This window comes from Sulfitobacter sp. 1A10359, assembly GCF_043558145.1.
Taxonomy (GTDB): domain Bacteria; phylum Pseudomonadota; class Alphaproteobacteria; order Rhodobacterales; family Rhodobacteraceae; genus Sulfitobacter; species Sulfitobacter faviae.
Genome location: NZ_JBIFGB010000002.1, coordinates 207,239 through 230,525 on the forward strand (window position 1 = coordinate 207,239; position 23,287 = coordinate 230,525).

The 23,287-nt window shown below is 64.1% G+C and carries 21 protein-coding genes; 10 read left to right on the plus strand and 11 right to left on the minus strand.

The window, feature by feature from the left end; translation table 11 throughout:
- The first annotated feature begins 19 nt into the window (after window positions 1-19).
- Window positions 20-451 (plus strand): hypothetical protein, encoded by a 432-nt coding sequence (locus tag ACGYK2_RS05340; protein WP_271687703.1) that lies wholly within the window; start codon window positions 20-22, stop codon window positions 449-451.
- A gap of 1 nt (window position 452) precedes the next feature.
- On the opposite strand, the gene ACGYK2_RS05345 is transcribed toward ACGYK2_RS05340, so the two are convergent.
- Window positions 453-1,193: a transglycosylase SLT domain-containing protein gene (locus ACGYK2_RS05345; RefSeq protein WP_231886321.1), complete on the minus strand. Its 741-nt coding sequence runs from the start codon at window positions 1,191-1,193 to the stop codon at window positions 453-455.
- A gap of 251 nt (window positions 1,194-1,444) precedes the next feature.
- On the opposite strand from ACGYK2_RS05345, the gene ACGYK2_RS05350 reads away from it, so the two are divergent.
- The 4 genes from ACGYK2_RS05350 to ACGYK2_RS05365 all read left to right on the plus strand — a co-directional run bounded on the left by ACGYK2_RS05350 (window position 1,445) and on the right by ACGYK2_RS05365 (window position 5,321).
- Complete coding sequence (locus tag ACGYK2_RS05350) at window positions 1,445-2,719, plus strand: hypothetical protein (RefSeq protein ID WP_271687705.1); 1,275 nt, start codon at window positions 1,445-1,447, stop codon at window positions 2,717-2,719.
- 71 nt (window positions 2,720-2,790) lie between these two features.
- The gene (gene gatB / locus ACGYK2_RS05355; protein WP_168612013.1) at window positions 2,791-4,305 is read left to right on the plus strand and encodes an Asp-tRNA(Asn)/Glu-tRNA(Gln) amidotransferase subunit GatB; all 1,515 of its coding nucleotides are present in this window, start codon (window positions 2,791-2,793) and stop codon (window positions 4,303-4,305) included.
- Window positions 4,302-4,787: a thioesterase family protein gene (locus ACGYK2_RS05360; RefSeq protein ID WP_271687707.1), complete on the plus strand. Its 486-nt coding sequence runs from the start codon at window positions 4,302-4,304 to the stop codon at window positions 4,785-4,787. The genes gatB and ACGYK2_RS05360 overlap by 4 nt, the downstream gene beginning before the upstream one ends.
- A gap of 45 nt (window positions 4,788-4,832) precedes the next feature.
- Window positions 4,833-5,321, plus strand: a complete 489-nt coding sequence (locus ACGYK2_RS05365) for a DUF4177 domain-containing protein (protein ID WP_271687708.1) — start codon at window positions 4,833-4,835, stop codon at window positions 5,319-5,321.
- A 9-nt stretch (window positions 5,322-5,330) separates the two neighbouring features.
- Here the strand turns inward: ACGYK2_RS05365 and ACGYK2_RS05370 are convergent, their stop codons facing one another.
- Window positions 5,331-5,588, minus strand: a complete 258-nt coding sequence (locus tag ACGYK2_RS05370) for a BolA family transcriptional regulator (RefSeq protein WP_067263286.1) — start codon at window positions 5,586-5,588, stop codon at window positions 5,331-5,333.
- 77 nt (window positions 5,589-5,665) lie between these two features.
- On the opposite strand from ACGYK2_RS05370, the gene ACGYK2_RS05375 reads away from it, so the two are divergent.
- From ACGYK2_RS05375 to ACGYK2_RS05395, 5 genes are all read left to right on the plus strand, one after another.
- A complete protein-coding gene (locus tag ACGYK2_RS05375; protein ID WP_271687710.1) occupies window positions 5,666-6,292 on the plus strand; it encodes a J domain-containing protein in 627 nt (208 codons plus the stop codon).
- A gap of 131 nt (window positions 6,293-6,423) precedes the next feature.
- Window positions 6,424-7,410, plus strand: coding sequence for a cobaltochelatase subunit CobS (gene cobS, locus ACGYK2_RS05380; RefSeq protein ID WP_067263280.1), 987 nt, complete (start codon window positions 6,424-6,426; stop codon window positions 7,408-7,410).
- Window positions 7,411-7,515: 105 nt separating this feature from the next.
- Window positions 7,516-9,393 carry a cobaltochelatase subunit CobT gene (gene cobT / locus ACGYK2_RS05385; protein ID WP_209217933.1) on the plus strand — a complete coding sequence of 626 codons (1,878 nt, stop codon included), beginning with the start codon at window positions 7,516-7,518 and terminating at the stop codon, window positions 9,391-9,393.
- Between the two features lie 42 nt (window positions 9,394-9,435).
- Entirely contained in the window at window positions 9,436-11,226 is a 1,791-nt protein-coding gene (locus ACGYK2_RS05390) for an aminopeptidase P family protein (protein WP_271687711.1), read from the plus strand.
- A gap of 30 nt (window positions 11,227-11,256) precedes the next feature.
- A complete protein-coding gene (locus ACGYK2_RS05395; RefSeq protein ID WP_271687713.1) occupies window positions 11,257-11,601 on the plus strand; it encodes a DUF427 domain-containing protein in 345 nt (114 codons plus the stop codon).
- A 7-nt stretch (window positions 11,602-11,608) separates the two neighbouring features.
- On the opposite strand, the gene ACGYK2_RS05400 is transcribed toward ACGYK2_RS05395, so the two are convergent.
- The 9 genes from ACGYK2_RS05400 to murB form a co-directional block, all read right to left on the minus strand.
- The gene (locus ACGYK2_RS05400) at window positions 11,609-13,294 is read right to left on the minus strand and encodes a chloride channel protein (protein WP_271687714.1); all 1,686 of its coding nucleotides are present in this window, start codon (window positions 13,292-13,294) and stop codon (window positions 11,609-11,611) included.
- A 62-nt stretch (window positions 13,295-13,356) separates the two neighbouring features.
- Entirely contained in the window at window positions 13,357-15,027 is a 1,671-nt protein-coding gene (gene recN, locus ACGYK2_RS05405; RefSeq protein WP_394374259.1) for a DNA repair protein RecN, read from the minus strand.
- Between the two features lie 32 nt (window positions 15,028-15,059).
- On the minus strand, window positions 15,060-15,926 hold the full coding sequence (locus ACGYK2_RS05410; RefSeq protein ID WP_067263264.1) for an outer membrane protein assembly factor BamD: 867 nt from the start codon (window positions 15,924-15,926) through the stop codon (window positions 15,060-15,062).
- A 241-nt stretch (window positions 15,927-16,167) separates the two neighbouring features.
- Entirely contained in the window at window positions 16,168-17,091 is a 924-nt protein-coding gene (gene lpxC / locus ACGYK2_RS05415; protein ID WP_271687716.1) for a UDP-3-O-acyl-N-acetylglucosamine deacetylase, read from the minus strand.
- Between the two features lie 207 nt (window positions 17,092-17,298).
- A complete protein-coding gene (gene ftsZ, locus ACGYK2_RS05420; RefSeq protein ID WP_271687718.1) occupies window positions 17,299-18,909 on the minus strand; it encodes a cell division protein FtsZ in 1,611 nt (536 codons plus the stop codon).
- A 173-nt stretch (window positions 18,910-19,082) separates the two neighbouring features.
- On the minus strand, window positions 19,083-20,417 hold the full coding sequence (gene ftsA / locus ACGYK2_RS05425) for a cell division protein FtsA (RefSeq protein WP_067263257.1): 1,335 nt from the start codon (window positions 20,415-20,417) through the stop codon (window positions 19,083-19,085).
- 30 nt (window positions 20,418-20,447) lie between these two features.
- Window positions 20,448-21,329, minus strand: coding sequence for a cell division protein FtsQ/DivIB (locus ACGYK2_RS05430; RefSeq protein WP_271687720.1), 882 nt, complete (start codon window positions 21,327-21,329; stop codon window positions 20,448-20,450).
- A complete protein-coding gene (locus ACGYK2_RS05435; RefSeq protein ID WP_271687722.1) occupies window positions 21,317-22,240 on the minus strand; it encodes a D-alanine--D-alanine ligase in 924 nt (307 codons plus the stop codon). Before ACGYK2_RS05435 ends, ACGYK2_RS05430 begins: the two co-directional genes overlap by 13 nt.
- A gap of 85 nt (window positions 22,241-22,325) precedes the next feature.
- Window positions 22,326-23,273 carry a UDP-N-acetylmuramate dehydrogenase gene (gene murB, locus ACGYK2_RS05440; RefSeq protein WP_271687724.1) on the minus strand — a complete coding sequence of 316 codons (948 nt, stop codon included), beginning with the start codon at window positions 23,271-23,273 and terminating at the stop codon, window positions 22,326-22,328.
- Between the last annotated feature and the right edge of the window lie 14 nt (window positions 23,274-23,287).

Genomic DNA, 23,287 nt, shown 5'->3' on the forward strand with positions numbered 1-23,287 from the left:
GCCTGCTCAAACAGAGGGCATGGCGGCCTTCACTTACCGCCGCCGTGCCCGCAGCCGAACGGCCCTGTTGCTGTTGCCCATGATCTGGGCGGCCCTCACGGCGGCGTGGCTCTGGCTCGACGCCTCGGGCTGGATCATCGGGCTGCTGGGGCTTTTTACCCTGCCCGCGCTATGGGAGGTTTTTAGCAATCCGGCCAGCGGCTTGACGCTCGATCAGAACAGCCTGTCGTGGTTCACCGGCAAACGGGATGCGAAAATCGCGCTGGCGCAGGTCGACCGGGTTCGGCTCGATACGCGCCTGGATATGTCCGTGCGCGCCGCGGTCATTCTCCGCACCGGGCGCAAGATCAAACTGCCTTTCGAGGCCACCCCACCGCACCGCGCATTGGAAGCCGCGCTTCAGGCGCGCGGCATCACGACGGAACGGCATCACTTCACGCTGATCCAGTAATCTAGGGACGGCTGCGGGGTCGAGTCGCGTTCAACGGTTTGCAATAGGACTGCCGCCGGAGCCAGCGAGACATATCCGCCCGTTTGGACGCGCTGCGCATCGGCCCCCAATCGGCCCCGACGCCGCGCCGCCCGTTTCCGGCGATCACCCCGTCGCGCGGCACGGTCGTCGCCATGATCCGCACGGCACAACTCAGGTTCGCGGCGCCGTTCTTGAGCGCATCACCGCTGCCGACATTGCATTTGTAGCCCCGCGCGGTGCCCGGCAGGATTTGCAACAACCCGTACCAGCGGCCCCCGCCACCCACGGCCCAAGACCGATAGGTGCTTTCATGTTTTGCCAGCGCCGACATGAAGCCGACCCAAAAAGCGCGGCGCTGGCTGTCGGATGCCGTGGGATAGGCCGGGCACCACTCCGCCACATCGGCGGGCACCATATCCACCAAGGGCTTGCCATGGGATTTCAGCGCCGAGATCGCCGCGCGGGTCCAAAGCGAATGCCCCCGCATATGCTGCCAGCGTGTGCGCGGCAGGTTGCCCGGACGCGCGGGCGGGCGCAGCGTTGTGGTGAAGGGCGCAGTCTCAAGCGCGGGCGGTTCGTCCTCGGCCTCGACCTCATCGGGGAAGGACAAAGACGTGGCGGCGGTCTGCACCACATTATCCACCTCCACCACCGGGGCGGGCTGTTTGGGCAGTTCGGCCCAAATCATGGTGGGGCTGGCGCAGAGCAAGAGGGCAATCATGGCAGGTTTCATGGCGCGTATAAGACCGCCCCAAAACGCGCTTGGCAAGCGCGGCGGGGGCGCGGGGTCGGCAGATTTCCTCTGATCGGGAAACAGCGCCCGCCGCGCCGCCGGATTGTCGCGATGGATCGCACCCGCCTGCCCGACTGCGCTGCAGAATTTTCCCGAAAGCTCCGCACGCCGGACACGGTTCCGCCCCATTGCCCGGTCAAACCTAAATCATCGACAAACAGCAGGCAGGACCGGCCCCGATGAAGAAACTCTCGCATATGATCCCGTCCGCCTTGCAAGGGTTCTTTGCCAAGCCCGCACCGCAAGCGCCCGAGTTCGAGCCGCTGGAAATGCCGCTCCTGCGCCGCCGTGCGCCGCGCGACGCGCTGCTGCGCATTTCCTGCCCCGACCCCACCGCCGAAGAGATGCAGCGCGACCGTCACCAGTACCGCGCGCAATGGCTGGTGCGCCAAGAACGTTGGGAGGAGATGGCAGAGCTTTTGCAGGAGGCCGACGAGAACCGCGAGATGACACCGGGCGCCATGCCGGTGGCCGAGCTGATGGCCTTTGGCGCGCGGGCGGATGTGATTCTCGCCGCGGAACATGCGCTTTACGACGGCAAACCGGCGAGTGACGCGCCCCTCATGGCCGGGATCGAAGCGCTGGAACATGTGCTGGCCGATCACGCCGGGAGCGCCATGATCGCCGCCATCGTAGCGCAGGCGCATATGGACATCGGCTGGGCCTGGCGCGGCACGGGCTGGGACAGCGACGTGCCCGCCCGCAACCATGCGGCCTTCGCCGCGCATTTTGAACGCGCCGAGCAAATCCTCGCGCCATTCGACAAGGACACAGCCGCCTCGCCCCTGCTCGCGGCGACGCACTGTGCCCTGCTTGGGGGAACCGGCGGTGACGCCCGCGCCGTGGCAGACCGCTACGCCCGGCTCATCGACCTGAACCCCGCAAACCCGCGCCCCATGCGGGCCATGGGCAACCACCTTCTGCCGCGGTGGCATGGCTCATATGACCAGTTGGAACTCGAGGCCCGCCGCACCGCCGCGCGGACCCAAGAGACATGGGGCGCGGGCGGCTACACTTGGGTGCAATTCGACGCGATCAGCTGCGATGCGCAGGCCTGTGCCAACCTTGATGTGCCGTTTTTCATCGAAGGGCTGCACGACATCCTCGCCCGCCGCCCCGATCCGCATACCGCCAACCTGCTGGCCGCCTATTGCGCCAGCGCCATCGGTCAGGCCCCAGAGACAGAGGATGCCGCCGGGGCCGTGCGGGCCGAGATTGCCGATTGCGCGCGTTGGATCGTGCGGGATCACATGACCGAACTGCACCCGATGCTCTGGGCCCATGCCGCGCGCGGCTTTGACAACAACCTGCGCGTCCGCTCTGCCCGGCGTTTCGCCGCCTCGGGCCGGGACGAGGCCATGCGCATCATCACCGGCCTGTTCCAACGCGAGATCGAAGCGGGCAAACGGGTCATTTTCACCGAAGGCCGCCGCCAGATTGCCGTGCCGGGCTAAGCCTGCCTCTTGAAGCGCGTGGTGCGCTCCAGTATGACCGGCCAAGTTCCAATTGACCGAAGGCGGCCGCGATGCTTGATCTGAGTTACGACACCCCGAAACCGCGCGTGATTGCCGGTGCCAAACATGACTGGGAACTGGTCATCGGGATGGAGGTGCACGCGCAGGTCGCGTCGAACGCCAAGCTCTTCTCGGGCGCCTCGACCAAGTTCGGCGCCGAGCCCAACAGCAACGTGGCCTTTGTCGATGCCGCGATGCCCGGGATGCTGCCGGTGATCAACGAATATTGCGTCGAACAGGCGGTGCGCACGGGGCTGGGCCTCAAGGCCGAAATCAACCTCAAGTCCGCCTTTGACCGCAAGAACTACTTCTACCCCGACCTGCCGCAGGGCTACCAGATCAGCCAGCTTTATGAGCCCATCGTGGGCGAAGGCGAAGTGCTGGTGGAACTGGGCGACGGCACCGCGCGGCTGGTACGGATCGAGCGCATCCACATGGAGCAGGACGCGGGCAAGTCGATCCACGACATGGACCCGAACATGTCCTTCGTCGACCTGAACCGCACCGGCGTCTGCCTGATGGAGATCGTCTCTCGCCCCGACATTCGCGGGCCGGAGGAGGCCGCCGCCTATCTCGCCAAACTGCGCCAGATCATGCGCTACCTTGGCACCTGCAACGGCGACATGCAGTCGGGCGCGATGCGCGCGGACGTCAACGTCTCGGTCTGCCGTGTGGGTCAGTATGAGAAGTATCAGGAAACGCAGGACTTCTCGCATCTCGGCACCCGCTGCGAGATCAAGAACATGAACTCCATGCGTTTTATCCAGCAGGCCATCGAAGTCGAAGCCAAACGCCAGATCGCGATTGTCGAAGCCGGTGGCGAGGTGGTGCAGGAAACCCGCCTTTTCGACCCCGACAAGCAGGAAACACGCTCCATGCGCTCCAAAGAAGAGGCGCATGACTACCGCTATTTCCCAGATCCCGACCTGCTGCCGCTGGAAATCGAACAGGCATGGGTGGACGACATCAAGGCCAACCTGCCGGAACTGCCGGACGAAAAGAAATCCCGTTTCATCAATGACTTCGGCCTGTCGGACTATGACGCCTCTGTGCTGACCGCCGATCTCGACAGCGCGGGCTATTTCGAAGCCGTGGCGAAGGGCCGCGACGGCAAGATGGCCGCGAACTGGGTCATCAACGAACTCTTCGGGCGTCTGAAGAAAGACGACAAGGGCATCACCGAAAGCCCGGTCACCCCGGCGCAATTGGGCAGCATTGTCGATCTGATCGCCTCGGATGCGATTTCCGGCAAGATCGCCAAGGAAGTCTTTGAAATCGCCTATACAACCGGGCGCGAGCCGGAAGAGATCGTGGAGACCGAGGGCCTCAAGCAGGTGACCGATACCGGCGCCATTGAGACGGCAGTGGACGAGATCATCGCCGCCAACCCCGCGCAGGTCGAAAAGGCCCAGCAGAACCCGAAGCTCGCGGGCTGGTTCGTCGGTCAGGTGATGAAGGCCACGGGCGGCAAAGCCAACCCCAAGGCCGTCAACGAAATCGTGTCGCGCAAGCTCGCCCAGCAATGAGCGACACCCCGGCCCCCTTCCGTTCGGGCGAGATGACGGTTCTCCCCGAATGGATCGACTTCAACGGCCATTTGAACATGGCCTATTACAACGTCCTGTTCGATCAGGGCGTTGACCAAGCCTATAGCGAAATCGGTCTGGGGCCGGAGTATCAACGCACGGGTTGCACCACCTATGTGGCTGAATTCCACGTCTGCTACCTGCGCGAACTGCATAAGGGTGACCGCGTCTATACCACCTTCCAATTGCTCGACCATGACGAGAAGCGGTTTCACAGCTTTCAGGAGCTGTGGCACGTCGACGGCTGGCTTGCCGCCACCGCCGAGGGGCTGACGCTGCATGTGGACCAGTCCGGCCCGCGTGTGGCCCCCATGCCGGAGCACATCCTGACCCGTCTTGACGCGATGCGGCAAAACCATGCCAAACTGCCCAAACCGGCGCAGGCCGGTCGCAGCATCGGCATCCGCCGCAAATCCGTCTGAAACTCACCTGACGCGGCTCATGTCGCCAACCCAGCCGAGGCCCCTATGCGCTACGAATACAAGATCCTTCCCGCCCCCAGCAAAGGGCAGAAAGCCAAAGGTCTGAAGGCCCCCGAAGCGCGTTTCGCCAAAACCTTGGAAGAATGCCTCAACGAACAGGCCGCCGAGGGCTGGGAATACCAGCGGGCCGAGACCTTGCCTTCGCAAGAGCGTTCGGGTCTGACCTCGACCACCACGGAATGGCGCAATGTGCTCGTGTTCCGCCGCTTGGCGACTGCTGCGGGTCCGCAGGAGGATGGCGATCTGCTGCCGCCCGCCACTGCTGCCGCAACGCCCGCCTTGGCCGCCACGATCGAAGGCGAAGATACCGCGCTTCAGGCCGATGCGCCCGCCTCCATCACGCCCGAGGATGACGCGCCCGCGAAAGAGGACCCCGCCAAAGCGGCGACGCCGCCTGCGTTTCTGTCCGGCCCCTCAGCGGATGAAGCTTCGCCGCAAGGCAGCGACGAAGACGACGATAAAACAAAGCCCTAAACGCGGCGCTTATTCGTCCAGGTCAAGCGCCAGCGCGTGAATGCGCCCCATCAGGTCCGGCCCCAACGCGCTGTGCACCGCCCGGTGCCGCGCCAGCCGGTTCTGGCCCTTGAAACGCTCTGACCGGATGCGCACGTTAAAGTGGCTTTCGCCCCCCTCCTGAAATCCGGCATGACCGCGATGGCTTTCGCTGTCATCCACCACCTCCAGTTCACGCGGCGCAAAAGCGGCTTCCAGCCGATCCGAAATCTCTTGTGTTGTGGACATGTTTTTACCCCCGGCCCCCTTCAATCCTGCGACGCAGGGTATATGGTGACCGGCCTGAGTCGGAAAGGTCTATCCACATGCCAAAACCTGATCCCTTCGGATTCGACATGTCCGTGTCGTCCTCCAAAAAGAAAAACCCCCGCGGCCGCCGCGGCATGTCCGGTGCGTCGGAAACCTCGACCCGGATTTGCGACCACGAAGGCTGCGACGAGCCGGGCAAGTTCCGCGCGCCCAAAGCGCCCGATGTGCTGGATGACTACTTCTGGTTCTGCCAGAAACACGTGCGCGAATATAACGCGAAGTGGAGCTTTTTCGACGGTACCACAGAGGCCGAGTTGAACGCGCAGATGTCCAAGGACAAGGTCTGGGAGCGCAGCACCAAACCACTGGGCGACCCCGAGCAGCGCGCATGGGCGCGTCTTGGCATCGAAGACCCCCATCAGGTGCTGGGCAAGAACGCAACCCAGAACCCCGGCAAGGGCCAGCAAGCGGGCCGCCGCCTGCCGCCCACCGAACGCCGCGCGATCGAGATTCTCGAGGCCAAGGACACTTGGACAAAGCCCGAGGTCCGCAAAGCCTACAAAGCGCTGATCAAGGTGCTGCACCCCGATATGAACGGCGGTGACCGCAGTCAGGAAGAGCAGTTGCAACTGGTCGTCTGGGCATGGGACCAGATCAAAGGCAGCCGCAACTTCAAGGACTGATCCCGCGACCGGACCAGCGGCCGGTTGCGGATAATGCCAGTTGCCCCCTTCCCCTTGCGGATATGCACGATATGTTGCACCAGATACGCGCGCGGCCCCGACCGCGCGCCTAAGGAAAAGGATGACGAGCGATGGCCGACGGTGCACTGGAACATGACATGAAACCCACCGAAGAGGTCTCGGTGCGCGATGTCTTTGGCATCGACACCGATATGGTCGTCAAGGGTTTCCCGCAGCGCACCTCTCGCGTGCCGGACATCGACAGCACCTATAAGTTCGACCCTGACACCACGCTGGCGATCCTCGCAGGCTTTAGCCACAACCGCCGCGTCATGATTCAAGGCTATCACGGCACGGGCAAATCGACCCATATCGAACAGGTCGCCGCCCTGCTGAACTGGCCCACCGTGCGCGTCAACCTCGACAGCCACATCAGCCGGATCGACCTCATCGGCAAAGACGCGATCAAGCTGCGCGACGGCAAACAGGTCACCGAATTCCACGAAGGCATCCTGCCTTGGGCGCTGCGCAACCCGACCGCGATTGTCTTCGACGAATACGACGCGGGCCGCGCCGATGTGATGTTCGTGATCCAGCGCGTGCTGGAGCATGACGGCAAGCTCACGCTGATGGATCAGAACGAGATCATCACCCCGCACCCCTATTTCCGCCTCTTCGCCACGGCCAACACCGTGGGCTTGGGCGACACCACCGGGCTTTACCACGGCACACAGCAGATCAACCAAGCGCAGATGGACCGTTGGAGCCTTGTCGCCACGTTGAACTACCTCAGCATCGACGCCGAGACCGCCATCGTGCTGGCCAAGAACCCACATTACAACACCGAGAAGGGCCGCAAGACCCTCAAGCAGATGGTCACCGTGGCCGACCTCACCCGCACCGCCTTCATGAACGGCGAGCTGTCGACCGTGATGAGCCCGCGCACCGTGATCGCTTGGGCGCAGAACGCCGAGATCTTCCGCAATGTGGGCTATGCCTTCCGGCTGTCCTTTCTCAACAAATGCGATGAGCTGGAGCGTCAGACCGTGGCCGAGTTCTATCAGCGTTTGTTCGACGAGGAACTGCCCGAAAGCGCGGCCAGCCTGAGCTTGGGCTAAGCCGCCCCGGCGGGTTCGCCCGCCGCCCTGCAGGACGCGTTTCGGCACGCAAAGGCGCCCTGCCCTTCCCAGACGCGCGCCTGCCTGACAGACAAGGGGACCGGCATGAGTAAACAAAGCGACAACCCCGCTGACGCGTTCAAAAAGGCGCTGGCCGAGGCGACCAAGGTCATGGCCGATGACGCCGAACTGACGGTCAGCTACTCGGTCGACCCTTCGGGGCTTTCGGGCGATGCGATGCGCCTGCCGCAAGTGAGCCGCCGGATGACCCGCGAAGAGGTGCTGCTGGCGCGCGGCACCGCCGATGCGCTGGCGCTGAACCGCCGCTACCACGATGCCGCGACCCACGCCCGTTATGCGCCCCAAGGCGACATGGCGCGCGAGCTTTACGAGGCGATGGAGACGGCGCGTTGCGAGGCCATGGGCGCACGCGACATGCCCGGCACCGCCGGCAACATCGACGTCAAGATCAAGCACGAGGCCCTGCGCCGCGGCTACGATCAGGCCAAACAGGCCAGCGACGTGCCGCTCTCGGTCGCGGCGGGCTATATGGTGCGCCATCTGGCCACCGGGCGGGACCTGCCCGCGGGGGCCGAGAACGCCATGGAACTCTGGCGCGGCTTTATCGAAGATCAGGCGGGCGGCACGCTCGAAGGGATCGACGGCAGCCTTGCCGATCAGGCGGATTTCGCGCGGCTGGCCCGCAAGATGATCTCGGACCTCGGCTATGGCGATCAGTTGGGCGACGATCCCGACAGCCAAGACGAGGATCAAGAGGATCAGGCCGAAGAGGGCACCGAAGAGGAGCAGGATCCCGACAGCACCGGCCAAGACGATCAGGACGAGGAAGAGGCCGAAGGCACCCCCGAAAACAGCCAAGAGCAGCAGCAGGACGAAAGTCAGGCGCAGGTCTCGATGGATGACGAGGCCGATCAGGAGCTAGGCGACGAGGCGGAGATGCCCGAGGGCGACGCGCCGATGGACCCGCCGCCCCCGCCGCCCGTCTCGGACGCCGACCCGGAATACCGTGTCTATCAGGGCGAGCATGACGAGGTGATCGGGGCCGAGGAACTGGCCGAGCCGATCGAATTGGAACGCCTGCGCGCCTATCTGGACCAGCAGCTCGAGCCGCTGAAAGGCGCTGTGGGCCGTCTGGCGAATAAATTGCAGCGCCGCTTGCAGGCGCAGCAAAACCGCTCGTGGGAATTTGACCTTGAAGAGGGCACGTTGGACGCGGGCCGTCTGGCGCGGGTGGTGGCCAACCCCACGACGCCGCTAAGCTTCAAGATCGAAAAGGACACCGAGTTCCGCGACACCGTGGTGACGCTGCTCTTGGACAACTCCGGCTCCATGCGGGGCCGCCCGATCTCCATCGCCGCGATCTGCGCCGACGTGCTGGCCCGCACGCTGGAGCGCTGCAACGTGAAGGTCGAGATCCTCGGCTTTACCACCCGCGCGTGGAAGGGTGGACAGGCCCGCGAGGCTTGGCTGAACGATGGCCGCCCCGCGCAGCCCGGTCGGCTGAACGATCTGCGCCACATCATCTACAAAAGCGCCGACGCCCCGTGGCGCCGGACGCGCGACCACTTGGGTCTGATGATGAAAGAGGGTCTGCTGAAAGAGAATATCGACGGCGAGGCGCTGGAATGGGCGCACCGGCGGATGCTGGCCCGGCATGAGGCGCGCAAGATCCTCATGGTGATTTCCGACGGCGCGCCGGTGGATGACAGCACCCTGTCGGTGAACCCGGCCAACTATCTGGAAAAACACCTGCGCGACGTGATCGCAATGGTCGAGAAACGCCGCGCGGTCGAGCTTTTGGCGATCGGGATTGGCCATGATGTGACGCGTTATTACGACCGCGCCGTCACGATCACGGATGTGGATCAGCTTGCCGGGGCGATGACGGAACAGCTTGCAGCGCTGTTTGACAGCGATCCGCGGAAACGGGCGCGTGTCATGGGCATGCGCCGCGTCGGCTGAACCGTCGGATCGGTATTTGAAAAAGGATGAAGGAGGGGCCGCGTGTTCCAGAGTTTCGAGGTCACCGCGCGTCCGGAACAGGGTCCCCCGCGTTTGGCGGCGCTGCGGGCGGAGTTGCAGGCGGCGGGGTTGGATGGGTTTCTCGTGCCGCGCGCCGATGCGCATCAGGGTGAGTATGTCGCTCCGCGGGATGATCGGCTGGCTTGGCTGACGGGGTTCACCGGCTCTGCCGGGTTCTGTGCGGCGCTGCGCGATGTGGCCGGGGTTTTCATCGACGGGCGCTATCGGACGCAGGTCAAAGCGCAGGTGGCGGATGTCTTTACCCCGGTGCCTTGGCCCGAGGTGTCTTTGGCCGATTGGTTGAAAGATCAATTGCCCGCGGGCGGTGTGGTTGGTTTTGATCCGATGTTGCATACGCCCGCGCAGATGGATCTTTTGTTCGAGGCCTTGGCGGGGTCTGGTATCGAGATGCGGCGCGTCTCGAATATGGTCGACCGTATTTGGGAAGACCAGCCCGATGCCCCGATGGGCAAGGTGGCGGCGCATCCTGAGCGTTTTGCCGGCGAAAGCCATGAGGCCAAGCGCCGGCGTTTGGCCGCGGATTTGCGCGCGGCTGGGCAGAAGGCGGCATTGATCACCCTGCCCGACAGCCACAACTGGCTGCTGAACATTCGCGGGCAAGACATTCCGCGCAACCCGGTCGCGCATGGGTTTGCCGTATTGCATGACGATGCGCGGGTCGATCTTTTCATGGCGGCTGAGAAACTGGTAGATGTGGAAGAGCATCTGGGGCCAGAGGTGGTGCAGCGGGATCCTGAGGGGCTGCCCGATTACCTGCGCGCGCTTGAGGGGCCGGTGCGGCTTGATCGGCAGTCGGCCCCGCTGTTGTTCGCGGATTTGCTGGGGGATCGGGCGCAGGCTGGTGAAGACCCCTGCGCCTTGCCCAAAGCCTGCAAGAATGACGCCGAGATTGCCGGGGCGGCAGAGGCGCATTTGCGCGATGGTGCCGCGATGGTCGAGCTGCTCGCTTGGCTGGATGCACAGGCGCCCGGCACGGTCACTGAGACGGAGGTGGTGCAGCAGTTGGAAGGCCTGCGCCGCCGCGATCCCGCCCTGCGTGACATCAGTTTCGAGACGATTTCGGGCACCGGGCCCAACGGGGCGATCATCCATTACCGGGTGAATGAAGAGACCGACAGCGTGTTGCAGGAGGGGCATCTTTTGGTGCTCGACAGCGGCGGTCAGTATCTGGACGGCACCACCGATGTCACCCGCACCATCGCCATCGGCAGCCCCGATCCGGAGGCGCGCGCGGCTTTCACGCGGGTGCTTTCAGGGATGATCGCCATGAGCCGCCTGCGCTGGCCGCGCGGGCTCGCAGGGCGGGATATCGAGATGCTGGGCCGTTTGCCGCTTTGGATGGCGGGGCAGGATTTCGATCACGGTTTGGGCCATGGGGTGGGCGCCTATCTGTCGGTTCATGAGGGGCCGCAGCGGTTGAGCCGGATGAGCCATGTGCCGCTGGAGCCGGGTATGATCCTCAGCAACGAGCCGGGCTATTACCGCGAGGGGGCTTTTGGCATTCGGATCGAGAACCTGTTGGTGGTGCAAGAAGCCCCCGCCCTGCCCGGCGGTGATGCGCATCGCAAGATGCTTGATTGGCGCACGCTGACGCTGGTGCCGATCGATCGGCGTTTGATTGATGTGGAGGCGCTCAGCCCCGAGGCGCGGGACTGGCTGAACGCCTATCACCGCGACGTGGCGGAAAAGATCGGGCCGCGGGTATCACCTGTTACAAAACTGTGGTTGGATGCGGCAACGGCGCCCCTGTGAGCGTCCGATTTAAGTAAAGGGGGGTACGGCATGGCCGACCATATCAAGATTACTCCGGCTGAGGGCACATGGGTTGTTCGCGCTGGCGGGGCCGTATTGGGCGAGTCCACGGGCGCGCTGGAACTGCGCGAGGGGGACTATCCGCCGGTGATCTATTTCCCGCGTGGCGACATCGCCATGGCTTTCCTCGATGGCACTGAGAAGACCAGCCATTGCCCGCATAAGGGCGATGCGACCTATTTCTCGGTGGTGACCAAGAGCCGGACCTTGCAAGACGCCGTCTGGTCTTATGAAGACCCGAAGGCGGATGTGGCCGAGATCAAGGGCTATCTGGCCTTCACCCCGATGGAGGAAATCGCCATCGAACGGATCTGAGCGCGGCTCAGGAATGCTCCTCAGCTGCCGTGGCGGCGAGGGCGCGGTTATAGGCTTTCAGCGCATCGACGTGGAACAGCGCGCCCAGCAATTCGGGCGGCGCATCCGCGCTGAGGGTGACCACCGGGATAAAGTCGGAATGGGTCTGGTCGAACAGCGGCAAAGCGGCCTCTAGCGTAGCGCTGCCGTCGATATAGGTACCCTTGTCGATCAAATCCCAACAGGCGTCTTCCGAGGCCGCGTCTTCATCATCGGGGCGGCGCATGATGCGGCCCACCATGAACATCGAGAGCAGATAGGCCTGCGGACCTGCGGCCAGATGGATGCCGCGCCGCTCCATCTGGGTGAGGAAGAAGGACCGGTCGACCAGCCGGGAGGCCAGCGCGGTCGACATGCTGACGGCGACCATCACGGCCAGACCGGTCTGCCAGTCGCCCGTCATCTCAAATACGATGAGTGTGGTTGAAATCGGCGCGCCCAGCACGGCGGCGGCCACCGCGCCCATCCCCGCCAGAGCGTAGAGCGAGGAAGAGCCCGAAATCTCGGGGAAGACACCGGTGGCGATGATCCCGAAGCCAAGCCCGGTCAAAGCGCCCAGCATCAGCGAGGGCGAGAACACCCCGCCGCCCATCCGCCCGCCAAGCGTGATCGCCACGGCGGCGACCTTGAGCACGGCAAAGATGATCGCCTCATGCAGCACCAGTTCGCCGACCAGCGCACGGGAAGTCGTCTCATAGCCCACGCCGATGATATGCGGGAACCAGAGCGCGATGACGCCAAGGATCGCCCCCGCCACCGCCGGGCGCAGCCAGCGGGCAAGGCCGGTGCGGGCTTGCAAGTAGTTGCCGAAATCCTCGGCCCAGAAGATCGCGCGCATCAGCACGACCGAGACCAGACCGCAGGTCAGCCCCAAAAGCAGGAAGGCGGGCAGTTCGACGTAGAATTGCACGTCGCCAAGGCCCGGTAGGACGAATTCCGTGAGCCCACCGAACTCCAGCCGGTTAATGACCGTGCCCGCGGCGGAGGCGATGACGATGGGGGCAAAGGCATGGACGGCGAAATGGCGCAGCACCACTTCGAGGGCGAAAAGCGCGCCAGCGATGGGGGCGTTGAAGCTGGCCGAGACTGCCGCCGCCACGGCGCAGCCCAAAAGATCCCGCCCGGTGATCCCATCGGCCTTGATAAAGCGGCTAATCTTGGTCGAGATCACGGCGGCGAGATGCACCACCGGCCCTTCGCGCCCCGATGAGCCGCCCGTGGACAAGGTGATGAGCGAGGCCAGCGCCGAGGCCACCCCGGCCCGCGTCTCGACCCGACCGTCGTGCATGGCAGCGCCGAGGATCACATCGCCCACGCTGCGCGCGCGCCCGTCGCGGGTGAAACGGTGCAGGATCAATCCCACAAGCAACCCACCCAAGGTGGGGATCAGCACCACCCAATACCACGGCAGCCCGGCAAGGAAGCTGTGCAGGAATTGCACATCGTCCGTGCCATAAAGCGTGGCCTGCAACCAGTTGATCCCCTTGCGAAAGAACAGGGCGGCAAAGCCCGCGGCGATGCCCGCCAGCAGCGCGATAAACCAGAATGTGACCTTCCCCGGCCCGCGGGTGCGCAGCACCGTCCAGCCCTGTTTGCAGCCGCCGAGCGCCTGCTGAAGTTGTTGGGAAAAGAATGCGTTATCTTGCAGGGGCATGGGACTAAGACCAGTTGAACCCTTTCTGTCTAGGGCAAGCTGACCTTGGGTAAAACCGCCATTTAAGAAGTCGTCGCGCCCTGTTGCCCGTTAAGCAATGCCTCCGCCGCCGCGCGGGCCGCATCGGTGATCGTATCGCCCGCGAGCATTCGTGCGACTTCATCAACGCGCTCTTCGGCGGCAAGGGGGGTGACGGTGGAGGTGGTCATGCCCTTAGTCACCGATTTCGCCACACGCCAGTGATGCGCGCCAAGGGCTGCGACCTGCGGCGAATGGGTGACGACCAAGACCTGCCCCTCGGCGGCCAGCGCCTTCAGGCGGCGGCCCACGGCGTCGGCGGTCGCGCCCCCTACCCCGCGGTCGATCTCGTCAAAGATCAGGGTGAGGCCGGATTGGGTCTGGGTCAGGCAAACCTTTAGCGCCAAAAGGAAACGGCTGAGTTCACCGCCCGAGGCGATCTTGCCCAAGGGCCCGGCAGGCGCGCCGGGGTTTGTGGCGACGGTGAAAGAGACCGCATCGCGCCCCTCGGGGCCTGCGGGTTCTTCGGTCAATTGCGTCTGGAACACTGCGCGTTCCATCTTGAGCGGGGCAAGCTCTGCCGCCACGGACTTGTCGAGCTTGGCCGCTGCCTTGCGGCGCTTCTCGGTCAGCGCAGTGGCCCGTTCGTCGTAAAGCGCCTGCGCGTCGCGAACCGCTTTCTCCAGCCCCTCCTGCGCCGCTTCGCCTGCATCGAGCGCGTCGAGCTTGGCGCGCAGCATGTCGGCGAAACCGGCCAGTTCATCGGGCTGCACGTCATGTTTGCGCGCCAAGCCGCGGATTGCAAAGAGCCGCTCTTCGCAGGCTTCCAACTCATAGGGGTCGAACGACATGCCGTCGATCGCATCGGCCACGCCAGACATCGCTTCGTCCAGCTCCACCATGGCGCGGTTGAGCGCGGCGAGCGGGCCCTCCAGCGCGCCTTCGGCCTTGTCGGCCACCCCGTCGAGCCAGCGCAGCGCGTCGCCCATGGCGGTCTCTGCCCCGCCTTGGCCCAACAACTCATAAGCGTTGACCACGTCACGGCGGATTTTCTCGGCCCCCTGCATCTGGCGGCGGCGGGTGTCGAGGGTGGCCTCCTCCCCCGCTTCGGGGTTGAGCTTGTCCAACTCGGCCACGGCGTGGCGCAGGAACTCTTCCTCAGCGGCGATGGCCTCGCGTTCGGCGGCAGCGGCGGCGGCGGCTTTGCGGGCGGCGCCGAGGGCGTTCCACGCCTCGCGCACCTTGGCAATCGCAGCGGCATTTCCGGCGTAGTCGTCTAAAATGGCACGGTGGCCGCGTGGGTTCAGCAGGCCGCGGTCATCATGCTGGCCGTGCAGTTCCACCAATGTCTCCGACAGGCGGCGCAGCACCTCGCCCGAGCAGCGGCGGTCATTGACCCAAGCGGTCTTACGCCCGTCGGAAGTGTTGATGCGCCGCAGGATCAACTCATCCCCGGCGGGCAGCCCCGCATCTTCGAGCACCGCATGGGCCGGATGGTCGGGCGCCAGATCGAACCATGCGGTCACCTCGCCCTGTTCGGCCCCTTGACGCACCAGATCGGCACGACCGCGCCAGCCCAGAACAAAGCCGAGCGAATCCAAAAGGATGGACTTGCCCGCGCCGGTCTCACCGGTCAGCACGTTCAGCCCCGGCTGGAAGCCAAGCTCCAGCCGGTCGATGATCAGCATGTCTGAAATATCAAGTCCGCGCAGCATCTAGAACCGTTGGATGGGCGACCCCACCCCCCTTAAAGCCACTCGCCCTTGATGGTCTGGCGATAGGCTGCACCCAGCCAATTGTCTTTGTAGAAGGCAGGCTCAAGGCCGCGCCCGGTCAGCAGTTTGTAGCTGTCCTCATACCACTCAGACCCCCGGTAGTTGTGGCCAAGGATGGCCCCCGCCGTCTGCGCCTCATGGTTCAGGCCGAGCGAAAGATAGGCTTCGACAAGACGGTGCAGCGCTTCGGCAGTGTGTGTCGTGGTCTGGAAATCCTCGACCACGACGCGGAAGCGATTGATCGCGGCGGTATAGTGATCGCGGCGCAGGTAGTAGCGGCCGATCTCCATCTCCTTGCCCGCCAGATGGTCGAAGGCGAGGTCGAATTTCAGGATCGCAGAGCGGGCATATTCGCTGTCCGGGTAGCCTTCGATCACGGCGCGCAGGGATTGCAACGCTTGGAAGGTCAGCCCCTGATCGCGGCCCACTTCGTCGATCTGATCGTAATAACTCAGCGCCAAGAGGTACTGCGCATAGGCGGCATCGTCATCGGCGGGGTAGAAATCAATGAAGCGCTGCGCGGCGGAGCGGCTATTGGGATAGTCCTGATCCTTGTGATAGGCGAAAGCCTGCATGATCAGGGCGCGTTTGGCCCATTCGGAATAGGGATAGAGACGCTCGATCTCGGCGAAATAAAATGCCGCTTCGCCGGGGTTGTTGTTGGTCAGCTCATATTCGCCACGCTCGAAAATCTGCTCAGCCGAATAGGTTTCAAGCGGGATTTCCTGCGGGTTAAAGAAGTTCCCGTCAGAGCGTCCGTCACCACCGCCGCAGGCTGCCAATGTCGCGACCAGAAGCACCGCACTGATCGTCCGCTTGCGCGATCCCGCTACCGTCATGCCCGCACCCCTTGCATCGTCCAACCCATGGTCTTTGACCCTCTTGCGCATGTGACTAGCACAATAAACTGCGTTGCAAAACGCCCATTCCGCCCCCGCCCGCAGGCGGCTGCGCGGCGGCGCATCGCTGGGTCAGGCTTGTCACTTCGGCTTAGTGAATACAAGGCATTGGCAGGGCGTTCAATGGCACTTCGCCGCCTAAGCGCCCTGCGCTTCGCGGTGCTGTTCCCCTTCCCCGGGATCAGGCAACCTGCGGGATTTCATCCCAGATCAGGCCGGAGCCGGGCAGCCGCGCCGTTTGCGCCGCATCGCAGGCCACCAGACGCACGGCGTCCGGCGTGGCAAAGAGCGCGCGCAGCAGCGTGTTGGTCAGCGAATGGCCCGCGCGTTTGCCTTCGTAATGGCCCAAGAGCGGTGCCCCGGCCAACGCCAGATCGCCGAGCGCATCGAGCATCTTGTGGCGCACAGGTTCGTCCGCGTGGCGCAGGCCGCCGGGGCTGACGACGGCATCGCCGTCAAAAACCACCGCGTTCTCACCCGCTTCGCCACCAAGCGCCAGACCATTGGCCTGCATGGCCTCGACATCCGCCTGACGGCAGAAGGTGCGGCTGTCGCAGAGTTCGCGCGCGAAAGAGCCATTGTTCATCACCAGCGACTTGCGCTGCTGGCCGATGGCGGCATCGGCAAAGTCGATCTCAAAGTCGATGCGCAGCGTATCGGCGGGCGAGATCGTCGCAACCGCGTCGCCATCCTGCACGGTGACGGTTTTCAGCACTTCGAAGGCCATCACGGGGGCTGCAAGCTGGCGCAGACCGCGCTGCATGATGCCGCGCACGAAAGGCACGGAGGAACCATCGAGGATCGGCACTTCGGGGCCGTCGATCTCAATCAAAAGGTTGTGGATGCCGCAGCCCGCCACGGCGGCCATCAGATGCTCGACGGTCGAGATCGACAGGCCGGTGGGGTTTTCCAGCTTGGTGCAGAGCGGCGAGCGGTTCACCGCGTCCCAGCGGGCGGGGATCAGACGGTCACCGACCGCCACATCGCTGCGCGAGAACCAGATGCCGTGATGGGCCGACGCCGGGCGCAGTGTCACCGTCGCAGGCAGACCGGAGTGCAGGCCTGTGCCAGTAAAACTTACCGCTGATTTGATCGTTGTCTGCACCGGGTCATCCTCAAGCTTCGAACATCTTCTTGTGTGTTGAACTCTGGATTAAGGGGCGGGTTCGTTTTGCTCAACTCAATCTTTGCAACGGTCTGAAACATCACTGCAACATTTGAGCGCGGCTGCGCTTATCCGGGAGCAAGGCGTTGTTCTAAAAAGAAAAAGGGCCGCCCTAAGGCAGCCCTTTCGTCATCTATCGTGATCAGTTCAGTTGGCCTGACGGCGCAGGAACGCGGGGATTTCGATGCGTTCTTGATCGGGATCGTTGTTTTCCTGCGGCTGCGGCGCGGCGGCAGAGGCGCGGGTTTGCACCGGCGGCTGCTGACGCGCGGGGCGGGCTTGCGCCTCGCCTTCGGCGTGGCCGGTCATCCGGTTGATCAGGGAGTTGATGCCGAAACGGCCCTTGTCGCCCTGCTCACCCTGCTGCTGCTGGGCCTGACGGTGCTGCTCAGGCGCGGCCTTCTGAGCGGCGGCGCGCAGACGGGCCAGCGCTTCGGGGGACGGTGTGCCGGGGGTCGGCGCACGCGGTGCGACGAAGGCTTCAGGCTCCGCTTCGATGTTCTCTTCCTGACGCGGCTCGAATGCGGCCACTTCGGGCTGGTAGGCCGGTGCGGGCAGACCGTCGTCATCTTCGACAACGTTCTCGTCCTCATACTGGTCCTGCTCACGCTGTGTCGGCTGGAGGTCTTGGAACAGGGCAGCCTGTTCAACTTCCTGCGGCGCTTCGGCAGTAACTGATGCGGCAACCGGTGCCTGCGCGGCGGAAACCTGTGCCACATCGTCAACCGATACGTTCTGACGCAAAGGCTGGCTCATGGAGCGGCGCGGGACCGGGATTTCGGTGTTCACATCGGTGGCGTCGATGCCAGTGGCGACAACGCTGACGCGCATCAGGCCACCAAGGCTTTCGTCCAGCGTGGAGCCGACGATGATATTCGCTTCGGGGTCCACTTCCTCGCGAATGCGGTTGGCCGCTTCGTCGAGTTCGAACAGGGTAAGGTCCTGACCGCCGGTGATGTTGATGAGCACGCCCTTGGCACCGCGCAGGCTAATTTCGTCCAGCAGCGGGTTGGCGATGGCTTTCTCGGCAGCTTGGATGGCGCGATCTTCGCCCTCGGCCTCGCCCGTTCCCATCATCGCCTTGCCCATCTCGTCCATCACGGCGCGGACATCGGCGAAGTCGAGGTTGATGAGACCCGGACGGACCATCAGGTCGGTCACGCCCTTCACACCTTGGTACAGCACGTCATCGGCAAGCGAGAAGGCTTCGGTGAAAGTGGTCTTTTCGTTCGCCAGACGGAAGAGGTTCTGGTTCGGAATGATGATCAGCGTGTCGACGACCTTTTGCAGCGTCTCGACGCCGTCTTCGGCTTGACGCATGCGCTTGGCGCCTTCGAATTGGAAGGGCTTGGTCACGACGCCGACGGTCAGCACGCCCAGTTCACGCGCGGCCTGCGCGATGATCGGAGCCGCCCCGGTGCCGGTGCCGCCGCCCATGCCAGCGGTGATGAAGCACATATGCGCGCCCGCAAGGTGGTCGACGATCTGCTCGATGCTCTCTTCGGCAGCGGCGGCGCCGACAGAGGCGCGCGCGCCTGCGCCCAAACCTTCGGTCACTTTGATGCCCAGTTGCACGCGGTTCTCGGCCTGCGCCTGTTGCAGCGCCTGCGCGTCGGTGTTGGCCACGACGAAATCAACACCGTCAAGTTGCTTTTCGATCATGTTGTTGACCGCGTTGCCGCCTGCCCCGCCAACACCGAAGACGGTGATACGGGGTTTCAGATCATCATGTCCTGGCATTGAAAGGTTGAGTGTCATGTGCTGTCCGCCTGTCCAGTTATCCGCGTTCTGCGGGAGTTTTTCGACCAAATTTACCCGACCCTACCGGGCTAGGGCCGCATCGTCACCTAAAAAACATCGTTTTGACGCTAAATATGGGCAGAAACTTGCCAGTTTCCGCCTTATCTCGGGCTTCTCACCCGATATTGGGGTCACCAGTTGTCTCTAAACCATTTCACCGCGCGTTTGAGCGAGCGGGACGGGTAGCGATCGGCGGGAATGTCGAAATCCCACCATTCGTCCTGCGGATGCGCCGCGAAAAGCGCAAGCCCCACGGCAGAGGCGAAGCCCGGCCCCGTCGCGGCCTGCGGCAGACCATGCACGCGCAGCGGGCGCCCCAGACGAACCTGCTGGCCCAGGATCTTGCTGGCCAGCCCGTCAAGGCCCGGTATCTGACTGCCCGCCCCGGTAAGCACAATCTGTTGGCTTGGCAAGTGGTCGAAACCGGCGGCATCCAGCCGAACGCGGACCTCTTCAAGGATCTCTTCGACCCGGGGGCGCATGATGCCGATCAACTCCGCCCGGCTGGCGGTGCGGCGGTCGTGTTCGTAATCACCAGTCTCGCCGCCGATCTCGATCATGTCGCGGTCGTCCATGCCGGTGGCATGCACCCCGCCGTAGAAGGTCTTGATCCGCTCGGCATTGGCCATCGGCACTTGCAGGCCCATGGAGATGTCGGAAGTGACGTGATCCCCGCCCATCCGCACCGTATCGGCATAGATCATATGTTTCTTGATAAAGATCGACAGGCCGGTGGTGCCACCGCCAAAGTCGATACAGGCGGCACCGAGCTCCTGCTCATCCTCGACCAGCGCCGAGATGCCCGAGGCATAGGATGATGAGGCGATCCCGGCAAGTTCCAGATCACAGCGCTTGATGCAATGGGCCAGATGCTGCACCGTATCGGCGTCGACGGTGAGCATATGCATGTCCACCGAGAGGCTGTTGCCCAACTGGCCGCGCGGGTCGGCCAAACCGCTGCGGTGATCCAGCGCGAAGTTCACCGGCTGGGCGTGCAGCACCTCGCGGCCCTCGCCATATTCCGGCACGTCGCAGCCCGCCAGCACCCGCGCCACGTCTTGCTCCGAGACCGATTGCCCCTCCAACTCGACCGAGGCGTCGAGCCCATAGCTGCGCGGCTCCCCGCCCGAGAAACAGGCGATGACGTGATCGACGCGGATGCCAGCCATTTTCTGTGCGGCCTGAAGCGCGGTGCGGATCGCGCGCTCGGTCTCGCCCATGGCGCAAATTTCACCAAAACGGACCCCGCGTGAGCGGGTGGTGGCCGCCCCGATAACCCGGAACCCCGACTGCCCGGCCAAGGACCCGATGTCGCCGCTGTCGCTATCAAGCCCCGCACCGTCAAAGCGCAGCACCAAACAGGCGATCTTGGAGCTGCCCACATCCAAAATGGCGACCACCCCGCGTTGGATCGCCAATTTGCGCATGTGCCGCATCGAACGCTGACTGTCGTATAGGTCCATCATTTCGTTACTGTCCCGAGTCCAATGGCCATCTTACTGGCCGGAAAGCTGCCTGATGTGCCACCATTCGCGGGTGGCATCTTCGTTCATTCTAAGGGTCGGTCTTGCCGCCAACCGCATGTCCACACGCGCCACATCCCGCGTAAGAACCTCTTGTGCGCCTTCCAGCGCGATCACCCGTTCCAGCGCTTGCAGCGCGTTTTCTTCGGGCAACATGATCGTTTGATCGCGGTCCAGCACCACGTCCCAGCGGCGCTGGCCGACGCGGACCAAGCCGCGCAGCCGGTCGCCCAAGACATTCGCGGCCCCGATCAGCTTGAGCGCCTCGGGCACCGCTTTGTCGGCCCCTGCCCCGGCGATCAGCGGCAGGTTGGCATGATCGCGCCGCGCCTCGATCCGTGCCACATGGGCACCGGTATTGTCCACCAACGCCAGCCCCGTTTCACTGCGCCATACGGCTACGGGCACGCGCGGGGTCACGTCGATTTGCAGCACGCCGCCGGGGCGGATGCGCACATTGGCCTGTTTTACCCCGTCGATGCCGGTGATCTTCTCGCGTATCTGCGGCAGGTCGAGATCGAAGGAGGACAGCGGAAATTCCAGCGGCAGCGCGGTGCGGATTTCGGACGAGAGCATGTCGCTCGCCCCGTCGATGGCCATGAGTTTGACCATGAACTCGGGCCGCTCTTCGATGCTGGCGCGCACGTCGGCGATGGCCTGCACCACGGTGCCGCGCCGCTCTTCGTCCGCCATATAGATCGTGCCCGCCAGCAGGCTCAGCGTGAAGGGCAGCCCCACGCGGAGGGCAAAGCGGAAACCCGGCGTCAGCATCAACCGCTGCATGCGCCATGACCACCGCGATGGGGCGGGATCGGCCTTGACCGTTTCCGGGCGGCGGCGGATCAGCGATCGCATGTAGCATCCTCCACCATCCAAGCGCATAGCTCAGGGAATGAAATGCCGCAGGCTGCGGCCTGCTCGGGCGAGAGCGAAGTGGCGGTCATGCCGGGCTGGGTGTTGGTCTCCAACAGGATCAGCCCCTCGGGCCCGCGCGCTTCGTCCCAGCGAAAATCGGTGCGGCTGATGCCCCTGCAGCCAAGCGCCGCATGGGCGCGGCGGGCATAATCGAAACACAGATCGGTGATCTCTTGCGGCAGATCGGCGGGCACCACATGGCGCGAGCCGCCGGGCTTGTATTTCGCGTCATAGTCATACCAGCCGGTGGTGATGATATCCGTCACCGCCAACGCCCGGTCGCCCATCACGGTGGTGGTCAGCTCACGCCCCGGCGCGAAAGTCTCGACCATCACCTCGGCGGGCATGTCTTCGGACAGTTGCGGCGGGCCGTTGTTTTCCTCAGCCACGAGGTACACCCCGACCGAAGAGCCTTCGTTATTGGGCTTCACCACATAGGGCGGCGCCATGACATGGGCGGCCATCACATCGGCCTTGGGCGCGATGACGCTTTCCAACACAGGCAGCCCCGCGTGGCGGAAGACATCTTTGGAGCGCTGTTTGTCCATCGCAAGCGCCGAGGCCAGCACGCCGGAATGTGTGTAGGGCAGCTTGAGCCATTCCAGCAGCCCCTGCACGCAGCCATCTTCGCCCCAACGGCCATGCAGGCAATTCAGAACGGCATAGGGGTTGAGATCGGCCAGAACGGCTGGAAGATCGCGGTCGGCTTCGACCTCGATCACGTTATATCCGCCATGTTCCCGCAAGGCAGCGGCGCATGCACGCCCACTGGACAGGGACACCTCACGCTCGGCCGAGGGGCCACCCATCAATACCGCCACTGTCGGGGTCTGTCCGCTCGACTTACCCACCAAAGTGCCTCTTCGCCTCGGACCGTTTGCGGCCCCTATCGTTGTTTTCTTTGCTTCTGCCGTGGCTTAGCTGCTGCGCCGCGGCTTAGCTTTGCGGCGCCGGATCGCCCAATTTCTCACCGACGCGCTTAATTTCCCATTCTAGCCTTATACCGCTTGAAGCGTAAACCTTTTTTCGCACCTCTTCGCCCAATGTCTCAAGATCATGGGCCGTAGCGCCGCCGGTGTTGATCAGGAAGTTTGAGTGTTTCGGGCTCATCTGCGCGCCGCCTACGGTGGCCCCACGCATCCCGGCGTCGTCGATCACTTTCCACGCCTTCAGATCATGCACATCATCCGCCTTCCCGGTCGAAGAGAAGCCCGCCGGGTTGCGGAAGGTGGATCCGGCGCTGCGGTCTTTCGTGGGCTGGCTCTCATCCCGTTTGGCAAGCTGCTGCTCCATCCGGGCGTGCAACTCCTCCGGCTCTCCCTTAAGCGGCGCAAATGTTGCCCCGATCAGCACCGCGCCGGGCGACAGATCGCTCTGCCGGTAGCGGAAGTTGAGGTCATCCGCCGTAAGGGTCACCACCTCGCCCGCGCGGGTCACAGCCTGAGCCGAGACGAAGTGATCCGCCGTGTAGCTGCCGTAACAACCCGCATTCATGCGCAACGCGCCGCCGATGCTGCCGGGAATGGTGCGCAGAAAGGTCAGGTTCAGCCCCGCATCCGCCGCCTTGCGTGCCACATGGGCATCGAGTGCCGCCGCCCCCGCCGTCACCTGATCGCCGTTAATCTCAATCCCGTTGAAACCGCGGCCCAGCCGGATCACCACCGCCCGAAGCCCGCCATCGCGCACGATGAGGTTGCTGCCCACCCCCATGGGGAAAACCGTCACCCCTTGCGGCAAACGCCGCATGAAAAGGCACAGGTCCTCCACATCGGCGGGTTGGAACAGGTAATCCGCAGGGCCGCCGACGCGTAGCCATGTCAGGTCGCTCAGGGCGCGATTTGGGGTCAGCCTGCCGCGCAGGTCGGGAATGTTCAGCTTAATCATGGCGCCGGACTTAG